Genomic DNA, 14,964 nt, shown 5'->3' on the forward strand with positions numbered 1-14,964 from the left:
CGCGGCTTGGCGCGACAGCAAGGTTGGGGCCGGGTCAGGTTTCGGTGTGGGGGTGGACGTGGTTGGCTGGTTCGAGGCGCAGGCTGTGGGCGGGCCTTGGGTCGAGTTGGTCGGGTAGCTGGATGCGCACGCCCATCGGGGTCTCTTCCCAGGGCAGGGCGGCGCCGTGGCCGGTCAGGCTGACGCGGGCGCCGCCGTCCAGGCGGACGTCGAGTTCGACGTCGCGTCGCGTGGGTGTGCCGAGCACGATGGCGTGTACGGCGCCGCCGGACGGGTGGTTGGATTGGGTGTAGCGGATGTCGAGGGCTTCGCCGGTCAAGCCCTTGGTCTTGGTCCAGGGGCGGGTGGCGTAGATGGCCTCGCCGTTGGTTTCCAGCCACCAGCCGAGGGCCAGGAGGGGTTCGGCCTGCATCCAGGGGATGGTCGCGGCGGCGGTGGGGCCGACGTTGATGAGCAGGTTGCCGCCGCGGGCGACGACGTCGATGAAGGTGCGGATGAGTTGCTCACCGCTTAGGTGGGTGGAGGCGGGTTCCATCCGGTTGTAGCCCCATGCGGTGCCGAGCGTCATGCACGCCTCCCATTTGCCGGGGAAGTGGCCTGCGGTGGTCTGTTCGGGGGTGAGGAAGTCGTAGTGGATGCCGGAGGTGTCGTTGCCGGGGTCGGTGCCGGGTGGGGCGAAGCGGTTGTTGACCAGGCCGTCGGGCACGGTGTCCCAGTAGTGCCGGAACAGGGCGGGTACGTCGGAGTCGGCGGGGTAGCTGTAGTCGTTCCACAGCACCGAGGGCTGGTAGCGGTCGGTGAGTTCGCGGATGTGGGCGTCGGCGTAGGCGGCGTAGGCGGGGCCGGGTGGGCAGCCGTTCATGAACGCCTCGATGTCGGCCAGGGGCAGGCCGGTGAAGGTCCAGTCCTGGCCGCCGCAGTAGTAGGTGGCGAAGCGCAGGCCGCGCTCGCGTACCGCCTCGGCGAGGTCGCCGACGACGTCGCGGGTGGACTGCCAGTCCTTCCTGTGCGGGTTGGGGGTGGCGCTGGGCCACAGCAGGAAACCGTCGTCCATCTTGGTGGTGAGCACCACGTAGCGGGCGCCGGCGCGGGCGAACAGCTCGGCCCACGGCCGGGGGTCGAAGGCGCTCAGGACCTGCTCGCGGAAGACGCGGACGAAGTCGTCGTAGTCGAGGCCGGGGTAGTGCTCGGCGTGGTGACGGGCGGTGGGGCTGCCCGGGATGTTCATGCTGTTCCAGTACATGTCCGCGTACGGGTTGCGGCGCATGGCCTGCACGCCGGACTCGTCGTAGGCCATCATCTCATCGACCGGGTGCACCGACGGGACCGGCGCGTAGGCGGGTACGACGGCGGGGTTCCAGTGGATGAAGATGCCGAGTTTGGCCTCGTCGAACCAGGCTGGGGTGGTGCGGGCGGCGGTGTGGTGGCTGTTCATTCGGCCTCCTGAACGGCGGGCTGGACAGAGGCAGGCTGAACGGAGGTGGCGGGGCTGATGCGCAAGGTCAGAGCGGGCTGGGCGTCGGGTGTCTCGGGCAGGCGGACCCGGATGCCGTGCGCGGCCGTTTCCCAGGTGAGCGGGTCCGAGCCGCCGCCCAGCAGGGTGATCTCGGCGCCGGGTTCGGCGCGCACGTCCAACTCCACTTCCGGCCGGTTGGTGACGCCCAGCACGATGGCGTGCACCGCGTCCGGTGATTGGGTGTAGCGGATGTCGAGGCCGTCGCCGGTGGTGCCGGTGACGCGGGTCCAGGGACGCGTGCCGTACACGGCGGGTCCGTTGGTCTTGAGCCACCAGCCCAGTGCGAGCAGTCGCTGGGCCTGGATCCACGGCACCTGCCCGGCGGCGGTCGGGCCGACGGCGGGCAGGAAGTTGCCGCCGTGCGCGACGCAGTCGACGAACTCGTGGATCAGCTCGGCAGCGTCGGGCATGCTGGCGTCGGTTTCCTGCCGGTTGTAGCCGAAGGAGGAGCCGAGCCCGCGGCAGGATTCCCACTTGCGGCCCTCGGGTGCGTCGGTGGCGTAGTCCCGCTGGTACTCCAGGGTGGCGAAGTCGGCGAGTTCCTCCTCCGAGCCGGCCGGCGTGGGGCCGAAGCGGTCGTTGATCACCCCGCCGGGCACCTGCTCGCGGTACCAGGACACCATCTCGTCCATGCGGGCGGCGGCCGGGTAGCCGGCGTCGTTCCACAGCACCGACGGCCGGTAGCGCTCGATGAGCTCCCGCCAGTGCGCGTCGGCGTAGGCGGCGTAGCCGGGGTTGTCGGCGATGGCGGCGGGCAGGTTCTCGTAGTCCTCGGCAGCCGGCGGCGGGGTGAAGGTGAAGTCGAGGCCGCCGCTGTAGAGCACCCCGAACTTCATCCCGGCCGCGCGCACCGCCTCGGCCAGTTCGCCGACGAGGTCCCGCTCGGCCTGCCAGTCCTTCTTGTGCGGGTTCGGGGTGGCGCTGGGCCACAGCAGGAAGCCGTCCTGGTGCTTGACCGTCAGCACCACGTACCGGATGCCGGCGGCGGCGAAGAGTTCCACCCACGAGCGCGGGTCCCACCGGTGCATCCCGGCCCTGAACTCGGCGGCGAAGTCGTCGTAGGAGACGCCCGCGTGGCGCTCGGCGTGATGGGCGGCCACGGCGCTGGTCGGGACGTGCATCTGGTTCAGGTACATCTCCGCGAACGGCAGGCCGTCGCGCAGCAGGACGGCGGCCTCGTCCTCGGTCATCTGCTCCCAGGCTTCGGCCGCGGGGAACAGCGGTGCGAACGCCGGGACCGCCGCCGGGGTCCACACGATCATGACGCCTAGCTTTGCCTCGTCGAACCATCCGGGTACGGCGCGGCCGGCCGTCTCGGAATGGGAAGCAGACATATGTGTGCCCTTTCATTGGCGAGCGGAGAATGGTTCGCAGATTTCGCGAACCGACCCTTCGAGGCTAGCGTCCAAAAAGCTCCATACGCAAATAACTCCATACGAAGCTTTATATAAACTCGGCTACCACCTGCACATACGCACCTCGCCTCAACGTTGCCAGCATCCAGGTATATAGGTGTTATATAGCGGAGAATATGTCGCTTGATATCGTCGCCCTGCGGTGCTCCCGAAAAGTGAGTGGCACACGAGAAAGGCGGATGGCGACCTCGGTGGGCCCATGATCGTGACCGGTGCTCGCCGCTCGGGGAGGTGATCGACGCCCTGTTCGCCGCGCTGCAGCGGGTACACGAGCACCATGTAGTCGGTAAGGGCACGGGCTTGGCCCGGTGTGGATGCCGAGCCGATCGTGTTGCTCAACCCGCGCATCGTCAGCGCCTGCGCCGACAGCGACGAGCAGCACGAGGGCTTCCTGTCCTTCCTCGACCAGGTGCAGGCCGCCGCCACTCGCGCCGACTACGCCGCCACCCTCACCAGCCTGACCGCGCTGGCCGACCCGCGGCCCACCAGGGAGCTGGCGGCCGAGGACTACGCCCGGTGATGGCGCAATGGAACACTGCGGCGGCCGTCACCTGTCCGCGCTGGAGACCCTGTTCACCGACTCCTCCCACGCCCTGCGTGAGCGCCTGCTGTGGCGGATGCTGTTTGAGACGGCGGCTCGCGCCGAGGAGATCCTCATCTTGAACATCGAGGATCTGGACCTGGAGTTCCGCCGCGCCCACGTGGTGTCCAAGGGCGGCGCGATCGAGTACGCGCACTGGCCCCTCCGCCGGCTCCCGGATGCTCGCGGTCACCGACATCTGCCCGGCAACAGGACGGGGCCGCTTGTCCTGCCCGCGCGCCGAATACCCGTTCAGACAGGCCAGCGCCGAACTCGACACGCACCAGAAAGACTGGACGCTCCACCAACTGCGCCACAGCCGCCCTGCTGCACCTCGCCGAGGCCGGGCATAGTGCGCCCGAGTTCCAGGCCAAATCCCGCCACCAGCACCTGGCCAGCCTCGGCCGCTACGTCCGCCTCGGCGAGGAGACCTCCGCCCGTCTGGCCACCGAAGCCGACCCGGCCGCCTGCCGCAAAGGCGCTGAACTGCGCCGATCACCCTAAGCTTGATTACGGAGAGTTATCGTTTTCGGTGGCATCAGTGAGCCTATTCGCCGTGTTTCTTGGCCCACAGGGTGATGCGGGTCGCCGGGTCTGCCTTGCGGCCCGCGGCAGGTGTCTGCCTGGTGACGACCCAGTTGCGGTCGTAGATCTGCAGCCGGTCCTGCCCGGTGGCGTCCTGGTCGTCGAGGAAGTAGAAGCCGGCGGCCTGCATGGTGTCCTGGGCGGCTTGCAGGTTCATGCCGACGACGTCGGGGATCTTCGCTCTCGCGGCCGGCGGTTCCGGGGGTTCTGGTGAGGGGGTCGGGGACGGCGCCGGGGGAGCCGGGGCAGGGCTGGACGGTGAGGTGATGGTCGTGGCGGGCGCCGGTGCCGGGAGGCCTGCCGTACCGGGGGATGAGCAGGCGGCGCACGCGAGGGTGAGCATGGCGATCGAGATCAGGGGCATTCGCATGAACGCACTCCTTGCCTGGGGTAGGCCCGCAGTGTGTCCCGCGACGGATGCGAGCCGGTTGACACCGCCTTTCTGAGCGGACAACCCGGACATGGATCTGGGAAGGCCACATTCTCCCCCCGAGGTGTACGGCCCTGACCTATCAGCAGTCCTCGAAGCACTCTGGTGAGCTCTTCGCGTACCGCGCGATATCGCCAAGATCTCGGTCCGGCACCGCGCAGGGTCTGTAATGCCGGGAAGCGGGAGTTGATCATCATCGCCGCTGCTCGTGTTGTTGTGGATATTGGGTAGCTCAGTGCTTGTTCGGTTGCGGGATCGCCTGCGCAGGCGGTGAGGCGATCACAGGACGAGCGTGAGTTTGCCGCCGGGACGACGGGACTGGCTGAGCTTGGCGGCCTCGTGGATCTGGTCGAGGGTGTAGGTGCGGGCGACCGATACGGCCAGGACACCTTCGCCGGCCAGCCGGGCGAACTCGTCCAGCCGGTCGTAGCGCATTTCGATGTGGGTGACCCGGGTGCCCAGTTCGGCCGCGGCGGCGAAGTCGGAGACGGTGAGGACGCGGTCGGGGTCGCCGGTCAGCTTGATGAGGGTGGGCAGTGAGCCGCCGGCCGGGCTGGTCTGGTCGGGGCGGTCGATCCGGCCGCCGGTCGGGGCCGTGTCCAGGGCACGGTCGACGCGGCCGCCGGCCAGGGCGGCGACGCGTTCGGTCATGCCGTCGCCGTAGCCGGTCACCTGGGCGCCGATCTTTTCCAGGGCGGCGGCCCGTGCGGGCCCGGCGGTGGCGATCACCCGGGTACCCCGGTGCAGCGCGAAGCGCACCGCGGCCTCGCCGACCGTGGAGCCCGCGCCGTGGACGAGCAGCAACTCACCCGGCTGGACGCCGAGGTCGTCGAGCGCGTGCCACGCCGTCTCGGCCGCCATCGGCAGCGCGGCAGCCTGCTCGGCGGTGACGCTCTCGGGAATGCGCGCCCAAGCTGGCATCAGCGCGTACTCGGCGGCCCCGGCCGTCGGGCCGTCGAAGGTCGCCGGGCCGAACACGCGGTCGCCGACCTCGACGCCGGTGACGCCCTCACCGAACGCGTCGACGGTGCCCGCGACCTCGAAGCCGAGCCCGCGCGGCAGCGGCGGCAACCGGTCGGCGAGGAGGCCGTCGACCACCGCCCAGTCGGCCGGGTTCAGGCCGCACGCCCGCACGGCGATCCGGATCTGGCCGGGTCCCGGCTCCGGCTTCGGAACGTCACGGAGCACGATCACGTCCGGGGAACCGAACCGGTCGAACTGCAGAGCCTTCATGACAATCTCCTCTGTGATGACAGCATCTGTTGTCATCGACCGTAGCACGGTGATGACAGCATCTGTTGTCGTATCCTGGCCGGTATGCCGAGATGGGAGTCCGACGCACAGGGCCGGCTCGAGCGCGCGGCGCTCGAGCTGTTCGAGACGCAGGGGTTCGAGCGCACCACGGTCGCGCAGATCGCGCGTGCCGCCGGTCTGACCGAGCGCTCCTTCTACCGCTACTTCCCCGACAAGCGGGAAGTCCTTTTCGCCGGCAACGAGCTCGAGGCCCACCTCGTCGCCCAGATCGAGGCGGCCGCCCCGGGCCTCATGCCGTTCGAGGCGCTGCTGGTCGCGCTGGGGACCGCCGACGAGGTCTTTCGCTCGCGCGAGTTCCTGCTGCGCCGCGTCGGGGTGATCGCCGCCAGCCCGGCACTGGCCGAACGCGACCTGATCAAGCTCGCCGACATCGCCGGCGCACTGGTGGGGGCGCTGGAGCGCCGCGGCGTCGAGTCCGGCGAGGCACGCTTCATCATCGACGTGGCGATCGCGATCTCCCGGCGTGCCACGTCCCGCTGGCTGGCCGATCCGGACGCGACCTTGTCCGAGCTCATCGCCCAGGCCGCCGCCGAGCTGCGCGATGCGGTCACGCCGCGAGCCCCGACGGTCCGCTGAGCAGGATCGGCTGGGCTCCCCTCATCGGCAATCAGGCCCAGTCGGAACGTCGCAGCCGGGACCGGGCGTATGCACTGCCCAACGCCCTCTCATGCCGCTGACAGCGCGCAGGCGGGGCTAGCTTGCGATAGCCGGATGGCGCGCAGTGCCGGAGTGGGGCCCCAGCCGGTACGCGGTCTGATCAACACCTCATGCCAGCCCAACATCCTGGAGGCGCCCATGGACACGGCCTTGCCCGCAACCGCTCGGGCGACGCTCATCATCCTCTGGCTGCAGACGCTCATCTTCACCGCCGGCGCCGTGAACTTCTTCCTGAGGGTGCTGGGCCACCGCAGAGGGCGCACCCTCGCCGTGGTGACGCAGTGGGTGCTGGCGGTCGTGTACGCGCTCAGCTTCCTCCTGAGCCTGGTCGGCCTGTTCGTCACCGGCGACGTCCTCGGCGTCGTGGTGATCGCCGTCATGGTCACGCTGCCGGTCACGGCGCTCGTCCTGCTGTACAAGCCGGCCACCTCCGCATGGTTCCAGGGACATGCTTGATCGACTGAGGGTTGGAGGCTCGCTAAGGTAGGGCGTTCGATCGCATTCACCCCCAGGAAGTGCCACGTGTCGCGTCGTTACCGATTAAGCCTTCTCGCCCTTCTCGTCGCGGGCGGCTACGTCATCGCACTGGCGATCGTCGGAGCGCTCGCCCTGATCTCGGGCGATCTGAGCGCGATGTTGCGGCTGACGTTGGTGCCCGAACTGGATGAAAGCCTCGCGGTGACAGGGCGCGGCGTGCTCATCGTGGGGCTGGTCGGCGCGATGTGGGCGTGGGCGCTGTGGCAGAGTCTGCGTGGGCCGCTGGTGGGCCCGCCGTACCAGATGGATCGGGACACGACGCGACTACGGATCGCCCTGTACGTCGCGGCGGCGTCCTGGCTCGTCTATCCCCTCGTGACGTCCTGGTCGTGGTGGATGAGCCTGCTCGACGCCGCGGTGATGCTGGCGGTGGTGTGGCTGTACCACCCGGTGCTGACGCGTGGCCTGAAATATGGCGACCATATGCGGTCTTTCGGCATCGTGGCGTACGGAAGCGTCGCGGTCTCCGAGGTGCTCGACCTGCTCGGCATGCCCGTGGGCGACTTCCTGATCACGATAGGCGGGCTGGCGGGACTGCTCTGGACGATGCTGCTCCTGCGGGCGCAGCGAAATGACCGCCGCTGGCAAACCTCCACTGTGGTGTACGGCATCGCCGCCCTGGTCCTGATGTTGACCTCCTCGCTCCTGGACCGGCTGCTGGAAGGTGTCGGCAACGTCCCCGGCACGGTCACGGCGCTCGCCGGTGCGCTGAGCCTGATCTGGCTGACCCGCTCCGCCCACGACCTCGCCGACCCACGCCACGCAGCCGTAACGGCGGATCGCTCGAATGGCTCCGGCTTGAGGATGATGGGTGAGACGTGAACGCGTTGCGCGGCTTTGGCCGGGGGTCGAAGATGCCGGTATGCGCGGACGTGCACGGGTGTGGGGCAGGCGGATCTTGCTTGTGTTGTCGGTACCGCTCGGGGTGGGTACGGCGGTGGCCGGCAACCAGGTGCTCACCGATGCCGGATGGAGCTGGGGGTGGACCGGTGTCGCTGTGGCGCTGGCCGCGGCCGGCGCGCTGGTCGCGTTCTGGCTGACCCGGCCTTCCGCCGCTGAACCGGATCCTCCGGCCGGTGGCGGGGCGCGGTCGGTCGTCGTCAGTGGTGACAACAGCGGGATCATCTCCACGGGCGACGGCGCCACCAACATCCAGATGAACCCTCGACGAGGGATGAGCACGTCAGAGGTCAACGACGAGGCGGGGTGAGCGCGCCCGCGACACGCAGGCGTACATGCGGCCCGCCGGAGCGCCGATGTCGTCGCGGTGCTCGGGTTCCCCGTCGATGACGGTGAGTTCGCAGCTTCCGCACACGCCTTCGCGGCAGCCGGAGGGCACGGGGTGCCCGGCGTAGGTCAGGGCGTCCAGCATCGATTCCTCGGGGGAGACGGAAACCGTCTGGCCCGATCGGGCGCACACCACTTCGAAGGCGGTGTTGGGCGGGAACGTCCTGGTGGTCGGGCGGAAACGTTCGAGGTGCAGGCGTTCGGCGGGGAAGGCGGCCTCGGCCGCGGCGAGCATCGGTGCGGGGCCGCAGCAGTACACCAGCGTGTGGGGGTTCAGCTCGGCCGCCAGGGCGGTGAGGTCGGGCATGCCCTGTTCGTCCTGGGCGAGGACCTGGACCCGCTCGCCGTAGGAGGAGCGCAGGTCGTCGGCGAAGGGCATGGTCGCGGCCGACCTCCCGGCGTACACGAGCCTGGCCGTGGCGCCCGCCCGGATGGCGGCGCGCAGCATCGGGAGGATGGGGGTGATGCCGATGCCGCCGGCGAGGAAGAGGTAGTCCGGCGCGGCCAGCAGGGGGAAGGTGTTGCGCGGTGAGGAGACCTCCAGGGTGCGGCCCGGGCGCAGGAACAGGTGGACGTACTCCGAGCCTCCCCGGCTCAGCGGCTCATGTCGTACGGCGATGCGGTAGCGGTCCCGCTCGGCCGGGTCCCCGCACAGCGAGTACTGGCGGGTCAGCCAGTTCGGCAGCGCCAGATCGACGTGGGCGCCCGGCTCCCAGGGCGCCAGCGGGCCGGCGGCGCTCCGCAGGGTCAGGGACAGGACGCCGTCGGCGACCCGGTCCATACGATCGAGAATCGTCAGTTGCATCGGAAGGTCACCTTGGGATCGGGGTCAGAACAGTTCGCGGTAGCCGGCTTCGAGCTTGCGGTCGACGAGTTCCGGGTCGAGGTCGAGCCCGAGCTGGCCGATGGCGACCTCACCGGCCGAGGGAATCTCCGCGGCGAGGGCCTGGCTGGCGGGGTCCCATAGCCGCGAGCGGATGAGCGCGCGGCCGCAGTGCAGGTAGACCGCGGCCACGTCGACGATGAGCGCGAGCACCGGTTGCCTGGCCTCGGTCTGCATCCGTGCGAGCACATCGGGTTCGTCGGTGGGGTAGGCGCGGCCGTTGACCCGCAGCGTCTCGCGCACTCCGGGGATGAGGAACAGCAGTCCGACCCCGTCGTTCTCCGCGAGATTGCGGAAGGAGTCGGCGAGCTTGTTGCCGGGCCGGTCGGGTATCGCGAGCGTACGGTCGTCGAGGACCTTCACGAACCCCGGGTAGTCGCCGCGCGGCGAGCAGTCGGCGCGTCCGGCCGCGTCCGCCGTGGCCATCGTCAGGAAGGGGGAGTGGGCGATGAAGCGCCGGGAGTGCTGGTCGACGCGGTCGAAGATCTTGGCCTTGGTCATGGGCTCGGGCTCCCCGAGCAGGGCGAGAACCTCCTCCTGTGGCACCCGCCGTGGCCGCGTTGGGGCATACGTCATCAAAGACTCCTTCTCCCGGGGGTTCTGCCTCCGCATCAAGCGCGCCCGCGCGGTCGGCGTTCGCCACATCGGCGCAGGTCATGCCACAATTATGAGCAATTATTCAGTTCGTGCGCTACTCGCTTTCACGCTGCCGTCCCCAGGGGTGCCATGACATCGGACAAGCGCCGGCTTCAGCCACGTAAACAGCCGCGCCAGGTGCGCGCCGAGCTCACCCGGCAACGCATCCTCACGGCCGCTGCTCACGTTTTCACCGAGTACGGCTACGCCGCCGGCACCACCAACCGGATCGCCGAGCGGGCACGGATCTCGATCGGCTCGCTGTATCAGTACTATCCGAACAAGGACGCGATCCTCGTCGAGCTGCTCGTCCGGCACCTCGACGCCGGCGTGTCCGGCCTCACCCGCGGGGAGGAGACCGGGCCGCCCGGCTCACTGGAGGAGGTCATCCGCCTCTACGTACGGACCGCGATCGAGAACCACCACGACGACCCGCAGCTCCTGCGCGTCATGATGGAACAGGCGCCCCGCTCCCACACACTGCTGGAGAAGATCTCCCGGTATGAGCAGGAGCGCGTCGCCTACCTGCGAGAGCTGTTCGACCGCCACCCGCAGGTCCGGGTCGGCGACACCGAAACCGCCGCCCGGCTCGCCGTCAGCACCGTCGAACTGGTCGTGCACCAGCTCATCGCCGCACCCGACCCCATCGACATCCCCCGCTTCGAGAACGAACTGGTGGCCATGCTCACCCGCTACCTCACGGCTACCGGGTGACAGGGCCGGCGGCGGGCTGGTTGGTGGGGGTCGGCGCGCTGCTGCCGGTGTAGGAGGGGAGGTCGGCCACCAGCTTGGTGAGGGCCGGGTTGCCGGCGTAGCGTCGCGCGTGGAGGTCGGCGATCTTCTGGGCGATGCCGGGGTCGTCGCTGTCGGTGGTGTCGTAGGAGACGAAGGACTCCAGCAGTGGCAGGCCGATCCGGTCGGTGTGGGCGTGTGAGGGCGCCATCAGGTACTCCCAGTATCCGTCGAGGTCGTCGATGACGAAGACGGCGCCGTACTCGAACTCGCCGCCGATGTCTTGGCCGACGACGTACCGCGAGACCGCGTCGATCGACTCGCCCTGGTTGCGCAGGCTGGCGAGGGCTTCCTCCCGCTGCTGGGCGGTGGCGGTCTGCTTGAAGGTGAAGCGGTTGTGGTGGTAGATCATTTCTCTCTCCTGATGGTGTGCGAGTGGCTTTCGGGGTTCGCGGCCGGGGCTGACCAGTAGCCGAGCAGCGCGGTCACCGCCTGGTCGGCCAGGTTCAGGGCGCGGTCGAAGCCGATGTCCTGGATCGAGCCGATGGAGGCGAGGCCGTGCAGTGTGCCCCACAGCAGGTCGCAGGCGTCGTCGATGTCGATGGGCTCGGCTGCGGTGTCGGCCGCCCACGCGCCGATGAGCTGCCGGGTGAAGGTGATCACGTCGGCGGCGGCTGCGCGGCGGGTGGAGGCGTCGACGTCCGTGCCGGGCGCGCCCGACATGAGCTGGTAGAGGCCGGGCCGCGACCGGGCGAATTCCAGGTACGCGGCTGCCGCCAGGTGTGGGCCCCGTGCCGCCGGTTCACCGGCTACCGCGGCCCGCATCCGCTCCGCCAGCTCACCGTTGACCCGGTGCAGCAGCGTGTGCAGGACGGCGTCTTTGCTGGGGAAGTGCTGGTAGATCACCGGCGCGCTGTAGCCGATCTCGGCGGCGATCCGCCGGATGGTCACCGCCCGCCAGCCTTCTGCCTCCGCCATCCGGCCGGCCGTCTCCAGGATCTCGGCGAACGTCCGCTGACGTACCTCTTCCCGCTTCCCCACCACGAACTCCTAACGACGTTAGATCATCTAACGTCGTTAGTATTTCCACATGTTCCCGAACCTGTCAACCCGGCCTGGTCAGGCGAGATCCCGGCGGCTCACAGGACGGGAGCCAAAGTGGCCGCGCAGATCGCACGGGGGCCGATCGATGAGTTCGGTGCGCTCGCCGGGTCAGAACAGTCGACGCCCAATCCAACGAGAAGGAAATTGCGACTATGAAACTGACGACCATCATGAACGTCTCGGTCGACGGCGTGATGCAAGGCCTCGGCGGATCGGATGAGGACCGCAGGGGCGGATTCGAGCGTGGCGGATGGGCGCTGCCGCTCTTCGGTGACGAGGCCGAGGCGTTCGTCGGCGCGGTCTACCAGCGCGCCGACGCGTTCCTGTTCGGCCGGCGGACCTACGAGATCTTCGCCCGCTCGTGGGGAACCGGCTCCTGGGGAGCAGAACAGGGCGACAACCCCATCTCGGTGGCCCTGAACTCGCGGCCCAAGTACGTGGTCTCGACCACGCTCAGCGACCCGCAATGGGCGAATACAACCGTCCTGTCCGAAGACGTGGCGGCCGCCATCCGCGAGCTGAAGGCCAAACCCGGAGGCGAGTTGCAGGTACACGGCAGCGGCGAACTGGTCCGCTGGCTGTTCGCCAACCAGCTTGTCGACGAGATCACCCTGATCACGTATCCCGTGGTCGTCGGCCAGGGCAGGCGGCTGTTCCCCGATGCCGGCCCGGACACGGCGCTGGAACTGATCGACTCCCAAGCCACCTCAGATGGCATAACGATCCAGGTCTACCGGCCCAGCGGTCGCCCGGAGTACGCAACCGACACCACGACCTAGGAGGCGCGGTTGGGCGGACCGCCGAGCATTGTGGATCTTCCCGTCCGCCCGCCCGGGCGGCGAGCCTGGGGAACCGGCGTCGGCATGGCAAGGGGGAGGAGCGCTTCACGCGCCCCTCCCCCGGGTGCATCTAGCGCACGATGATCCATGAGTCAGTGAAGTACTTGCCGCCGGGGTGGTAGGCGGCTGGAGAAACGCCTGAGCGCCAACAGTGCGATGACCTTGCCTTCAGGGGCGTAGGAGGCGGTGAAGGAAGTCTTCTACCGCTCTCTCCGCGCCTTCCAGTTCATTGCCCCTCGCCACCAGCAACACGCTCTCGTTGATCGCGGCCAGCAACATGTGCGCGTACACGTCCAGGGCCTCTTTCGGCACTCTTCCCGTCGCCCTCAGGGCCGCTTTCAGCATGCCGAACGCGTGCCGTTCCTCCAGGGCTCGCCATCTCTCCCATCCCAGTACGGCAGGTGCGTCGATCAGCACGATGCGGCGGGTGGCCGGGTCGCGGGCCATTCTTACCCATGCCAGACATCCCGCCACGAGAGCCTCGGCGGGGTCGGCGATTCCCTTCACCGACTCCATCAGGCGCACTCCCACCGATGTCTCCACCTGCTCGAGTACCGCCTCGAACAGGGCGTCCTTGCCTGAGTAGTGGTGGTACAGCGCGCCCCGGCTCAGTCCCGTCTCCTGCAGGACGGTTTCGATCGAGGTGCCCTCGTAGCCCTGCTCGGCGAACAGGCGTCGCGCGACCGTGAGGACCCGGTCGCGGGTGGCCGCGCCCCGCTCTGCCTTGAGGTTCATGAACCAACTCTAGACATACCGACCGGCAGTCGGGTATTTTCCAGACCGACAGTCGGTTTGTTTGGAGGCGTTCATGCTCAACCACATCGACGAGGGCCAGGGGCCGGCCACGCTGTTCGTGCATGGCGTGGGCACAAGTTCCTACCTCTGGCGCAACGTCATCGCCGGGCTACGCGGCGAACGACGCTGTGTCGCACCCGATCTGCCCGTCCACGGCGGCAGCCCGATCACCGACGACCTCACGCTGCCCGGACTGGCGGAAGCGCTGGCCGGGTTCTGCGACGATCTGGGTCTCGACCGGGTCGACATGGTCGCCAACGACACCGGCGGCGCGATCGCGCAGATCTTCGCGGTGCGCCATCCGGACAGGCTCCGTTCCCTCACCCTCACCAACTGCGACGTCCACGACAACACCCCGCCCGAGGCCTTCCGTCCCACCGTCGAACTGGCCGCCAAGGGCGAACTCGTCCCCCTGGTCGAGGCGCTGATCCAGCACCCCGGCCTGATCGGCCAGAGCGTGTACGGCGACGGCTACGAGCGGATCGACGACCCCGAGGCCCTCGTGGACGCGTACCTGCGGCCGATGTTCGCCAAGCCCGGCGGCGGGCGGGCCTTCGAGCGTCTCCTGGCCGGGATCGACGCCAAGGAGATGGTGGCCATCGAGCCGCAATTGACGGTGCTTGCCGTGCCAACGCTTGTGGTGTGGGGTACGGGTGACGTCTTCTTCGGCGTGGAATGGGCGCGCTGGCTGCGCGACACCATCCCGGGCGTGCGGGAGGTCGTCGAGATCGACGGTGGCCGGCTCTTCTTCCCCGACGAGCGGGCCGCCGAGCTCGTACCTCATCTTCGGCGCTTCTGGGGGTGACACGGATGCGGAAGCCGGTGGCGGCGACGGTGACGTCGTTGTTCTTCGTCCTCGGGCCGGGGCTGGTGGCCGGGGTGGCGCCGTGGCTGATCACCGGCTGGCACTTCGGGCCGATGTGGCCGCCGCTGCGAGGGCTCGGCGGTCTCATGGTCGTGGCGGGGGCGGTGGTGATCGTGCCGGCGTTCGTCCGCTTCGTGGTCGAGGGGCTGGGCACGCCGATGCCGGTGGCCGCGCCGAGCCGCCTCGTGGTGGGGGGCTTCTATCGCTACGTCCGCAATCCCATGTACGTGGCCGTCGAACTGGCCATCGCCGGGCAGGCCCTGCTGCTCGGACGGCTGAGCCTGCTCTGGTACGCGGCGCTCGTCGGGATCGTCACGTGGTTGTTCGTGCGCTTCTACGAGGAGCCGACGCTGCGCCGTACCTTCGGGCAGGAGTACGAGGACTACCGGCGGGCGGTGCCCGGCTGGATCCCTAGGCTCCGGCGGGGGTGACCTGGAAGACGGCGGCCTTCCACTCCCCGTCCTGGCGGACCAGGGTCGTCGCGGCGTGATAGAGCACGGTCTGCTTCTCGGTGCCGTTCAGGAGTACGTCGATCTCGACCAGGCTGATGTGGACGAGGCTGTCCTCGGTCAGCCGGACGACGCGGTGGCCGGACTGCTCGGTGCGGGTGTAGGGGTTGCGGTTCTCGGCGAAGCCCTTGAGGATCGCCTCCCGGTCGGTGATGACGCCCCAGGGGGAGACGCTCACCGGTTCGGCGGTGAGGAAACGGTCGAAGAAGGCGGCGTCGCCGTTCCTGTTGGCTTCCCACGAACGTTCGGTCAGCTCGATGATCTCGTTCATTCTCGTCTC

Annotated in this window: 19 protein-coding genes; 9 read left to right on the forward strand and 10 right to left on the reverse strand. The window is 68.9% G+C overall.

Features of this window, described 5'->3' with window-relative positions:
• Nucleotides 1-34: 34 nt before the first annotated feature.
• Together ACFWYW_RS02565 and ACFWYW_RS02570 are read right to left on the reverse strand one after the other, a co-directional pair.
• Nucleotides 35-1,435, reverse strand: coding sequence for an alpha-L-fucosidase (locus ACFWYW_RS02565; protein ID WP_379609267.1), 1,401 nt, complete (start codon nt 1,433-1,435; stop codon nt 35-37).
• On the reverse strand, nt 1,432-2,850 hold the full coding sequence (locus ACFWYW_RS02570; RefSeq protein ID WP_379609268.1) for an alpha-L-fucosidase: 1,419 nt from the start codon (nt 2,848-2,850) through the stop codon (nt 1,432-1,434). The genes ACFWYW_RS02565 and ACFWYW_RS02570 overlap by 4 nt, the downstream gene beginning before the upstream one ends.
• Before the next feature lie 391 nt (nt 2,851-3,241).
• Between ACFWYW_RS02570 and ACFWYW_RS02575 the strand changes: the two genes are divergently transcribed.
• Nucleotides 3,242-3,451: a hypothetical protein gene (locus tag ACFWYW_RS02575; RefSeq protein ID WP_379609269.1), complete on the forward strand. Its 210-nt coding sequence runs from the start codon at nt 3,242-3,244 to the stop codon at nt 3,449-3,451.
• Between the two features lie 607 nt (nt 3,452-4,058).
• Here ACFWYW_RS02575 and ACFWYW_RS02580 read toward each other — a convergent pair.
• Together ACFWYW_RS02580 and ACFWYW_RS02585 are read right to left on the reverse strand one after the other, a co-directional pair.
• Nucleotides 4,059-4,466, reverse strand: coding sequence for a PASTA domain-containing protein (locus tag ACFWYW_RS02580; protein WP_379609271.1), 408 nt, complete (start codon nt 4,464-4,466; stop codon nt 4,059-4,061).
• 339 nt (nt 4,467-4,805) lie between these two features.
• Complete coding sequence (locus ACFWYW_RS02585) at nt 4,806-5,759, reverse strand: NADP-dependent oxidoreductase (RefSeq protein WP_379609272.1); 954 nt, start codon at nt 5,757-5,759, stop codon at nt 4,806-4,808.
• Between the two features lie 84 nt (nt 5,760-5,843).
• On the opposite strand from ACFWYW_RS02585, the gene ACFWYW_RS02590 reads away from it, so the two are divergent.
• From ACFWYW_RS02590 to ACFWYW_RS02605, 4 genes are all read left to right on the forward strand, one after another.
• On the forward strand, nt 5,844-6,416 hold the full coding sequence (locus ACFWYW_RS02590; RefSeq protein ID WP_379609273.1) for a TetR/AcrR family transcriptional regulator: 573 nt from the start codon (nt 5,844-5,846) through the stop codon (nt 6,414-6,416).
• A 135-nt stretch (nt 6,417-6,551) separates the two neighbouring features.
• Nucleotides 6,552-6,953, forward strand: a complete 402-nt coding sequence (locus ACFWYW_RS02595) for a hypothetical protein (RefSeq protein WP_379609274.1) — start codon at nt 6,552-6,554, stop codon at nt 6,951-6,953.
• Between the two features lie 66 nt (nt 6,954-7,019).
• Nucleotides 7,020-7,856, forward strand: coding sequence for a hypothetical protein (locus ACFWYW_RS02600; protein ID WP_379609275.1), 837 nt, complete (start codon nt 7,020-7,022; stop codon nt 7,854-7,856).
• A gap of 40 nt (nt 7,857-7,896) precedes the next feature.
• Entirely contained in the window at nt 7,897-8,244 is a 348-nt protein-coding gene (locus ACFWYW_RS02605) for a hypothetical protein (RefSeq protein WP_379609276.1), read from the forward strand.
• Here ACFWYW_RS02605 and ACFWYW_RS02610 read toward each other — a convergent pair.
• Together ACFWYW_RS02610 and ACFWYW_RS02615 are read right to left on the reverse strand one after the other, a co-directional pair.
• Nucleotides 8,218-9,126: a PDR/VanB family oxidoreductase gene (locus tag ACFWYW_RS02610; RefSeq protein WP_379609277.1), complete on the reverse strand. Its 909-nt coding sequence runs from the start codon at nt 9,124-9,126 to the stop codon at nt 8,218-8,220. The genes ACFWYW_RS02605 and ACFWYW_RS02610 overlap by 27 nt on opposite strands.
• Nucleotides 9,127-9,150: 24 nt before the next feature.
• A complete protein-coding gene (locus tag ACFWYW_RS02615; protein ID WP_379609278.1) occupies nt 9,151-9,780 on the reverse strand; it encodes an MSMEG_1061 family FMN-dependent PPOX-type flavoprotein in 630 nt (209 codons plus the stop codon).
• Between the two features lie 150 nt (nt 9,781-9,930).
• Here ACFWYW_RS02615 and ACFWYW_RS02620 point away from each other — a divergent pair, with 150 nt between their 5' ends.
• Entirely contained in the window at nt 9,931-10,554 is a 624-nt protein-coding gene (locus ACFWYW_RS02620; protein WP_379609280.1) for a TetR/AcrR family transcriptional regulator, read from the forward strand.
• On the opposite strand, the gene ACFWYW_RS02625 is transcribed toward ACFWYW_RS02620, so the two are convergent.
• Together ACFWYW_RS02625 and ACFWYW_RS02630 are read right to left on the reverse strand one after the other, a co-directional pair.
• Nucleotides 10,544-10,984 (reverse strand): Dabb family protein, encoded by a 441-nt coding sequence (locus tag ACFWYW_RS02625; protein WP_379609281.1) that lies wholly within the window; start codon nt 10,982-10,984, stop codon nt 10,544-10,546. The two genes, ACFWYW_RS02620 and ACFWYW_RS02625, sit on opposite strands and share 11 nt — an antisense overlap.
• Nucleotides 10,981-11,613: a TetR/AcrR family transcriptional regulator gene (locus tag ACFWYW_RS02630; protein ID WP_379609282.1), complete on the reverse strand. Its 633-nt coding sequence runs from the start codon at nt 11,611-11,613 to the stop codon at nt 10,981-10,983. Before ACFWYW_RS02630 ends, ACFWYW_RS02625 begins: the two co-directional genes overlap by 4 nt.
• 215 nt (nt 11,614-11,828) lie before the next feature.
• Here ACFWYW_RS02630 and ACFWYW_RS02635 point away from each other — a divergent pair, with 215 nt between their 5' ends.
• Entirely contained in the window at nt 11,829-12,455 is a 627-nt protein-coding gene (locus tag ACFWYW_RS02635) for a dihydrofolate reductase family protein (RefSeq protein WP_379609283.1), read from the forward strand.
• A gap of 228 nt (nt 12,456-12,683) precedes the next feature.
• Here ACFWYW_RS02635 and ACFWYW_RS02640 read toward each other — a convergent pair whose 3' ends face one another.
• Entirely contained in the window at nt 12,684-13,250 is a 567-nt protein-coding gene (locus ACFWYW_RS02640) for a TetR/AcrR family transcriptional regulator (RefSeq protein WP_379609284.1), read from the reverse strand.
• A 73-nt stretch (nt 13,251-13,323) separates the two neighbouring features.
• Between ACFWYW_RS02640 and ACFWYW_RS02645 the strand changes: the two genes are divergently transcribed.
• Nucleotides 13,324-14,115 (forward strand): alpha/beta fold hydrolase, encoded by a 792-nt coding sequence (locus tag ACFWYW_RS02645; protein ID WP_379609285.1) that lies wholly within the window; start codon nt 13,324-13,326, stop codon nt 14,113-14,115.
• 5 nt (nt 14,116-14,120) lie between these two features.
• Nucleotides 14,121-14,606, forward strand: a complete 486-nt coding sequence (locus ACFWYW_RS02650; RefSeq protein WP_379609286.1) for a methyltransferase family protein — start codon at nt 14,121-14,123, stop codon at nt 14,604-14,606.
• Here the strand turns inward: ACFWYW_RS02650 and ACFWYW_RS02655 are convergent.
• Nucleotides 14,587-14,955, reverse strand: a complete 369-nt coding sequence (locus ACFWYW_RS02655) for a nuclear transport factor 2 family protein (RefSeq protein WP_379609287.1) — start codon at nt 14,953-14,955, stop codon at nt 14,587-14,589. The genes ACFWYW_RS02650 and ACFWYW_RS02655 overlap by 20 nt on opposite strands.
• Between the last annotated feature and the right edge of the window lie 9 nt (nt 14,956-14,964).

This window comes from Nonomuraea sp. NPDC059023 (genome assembly GCF_042740095.1).
In the GTDB taxonomy this organism is placed as follows: Bacteria; Actinomycetota; Actinomycetes; order Streptosporangiales; family Streptosporangiaceae; genus Nonomuraea.